Origin of the sequence: Paraburkholderia sediminicola (assembly GCF_046027825.1) — a bacterium.
GTDB classification, from domain to species: domain Bacteria; phylum Pseudomonadota; class Gammaproteobacteria; order Burkholderiales; family Burkholderiaceae; genus Paraburkholderia; species Paraburkholderia sediminicola_D.
Genome location: NZ_JAQQDU010000268.1, coordinates 1 through 521 on the forward strand (window position 1 = coordinate 1; position 521 = coordinate 521).

General features: G+C 62.4%; 1 protein-coding gene. It reads left to right on the top strand.

Features of this window, described 5'->3' with window-relative positions:
• A partial coding sequence (locus PQQ96_RS42200; RefSeq protein WP_408303366.1) for an NAD(P)/FAD-dependent oxidoreductase occupies positions 1 to 521 on the top strand: 521 nt, incomplete at both ends.

Here is a 521-nt window from a genome sequence, read left to right on the forward strand (position 1 = left end):
CGCGAGTCGATGGAATACGACGTCGTGATCGTCGGCGGCGGCCCGGCTGGCCTGTCCGCGGCGATCCGCCTGAAGCAGCTGGCGGCTGAAAAAGGCGTCGAGATTGGCGTGTGCGTACTGGAAAAAGGCTCGGAGATCGGGGCGCATATCCTGTCGGGCGCGGTCATGGATCCGCGCGCGATCACTGAACTGATCCCGGACTGGAAGGAAAAGGGCGCGCCGCTGACCGTGGACGTGACCGAAGACAAGTTCCTCTTCCTGACCGAAACCGGTTCGAAGAGCGTGCCGACCTGGGCACTGCCGGACAACTTCAAGAACCACGGTAACTACGTGATCAGCCTCGCCAACGTCACGCGCTGGCTGGGTCAGCAGGCGGAAGCGCTGGGCGTCGAGATTTTCCCGGGCTTCCCGGCAGCTGAGATTCTGTATAACGACGATGGCTCGGTCAAAGGTGTCGCGACCGGCAATCTGGGTATCGGCAAGGACGGCGAGCCGACCGATAATTTCCAGCTCGGCATGGA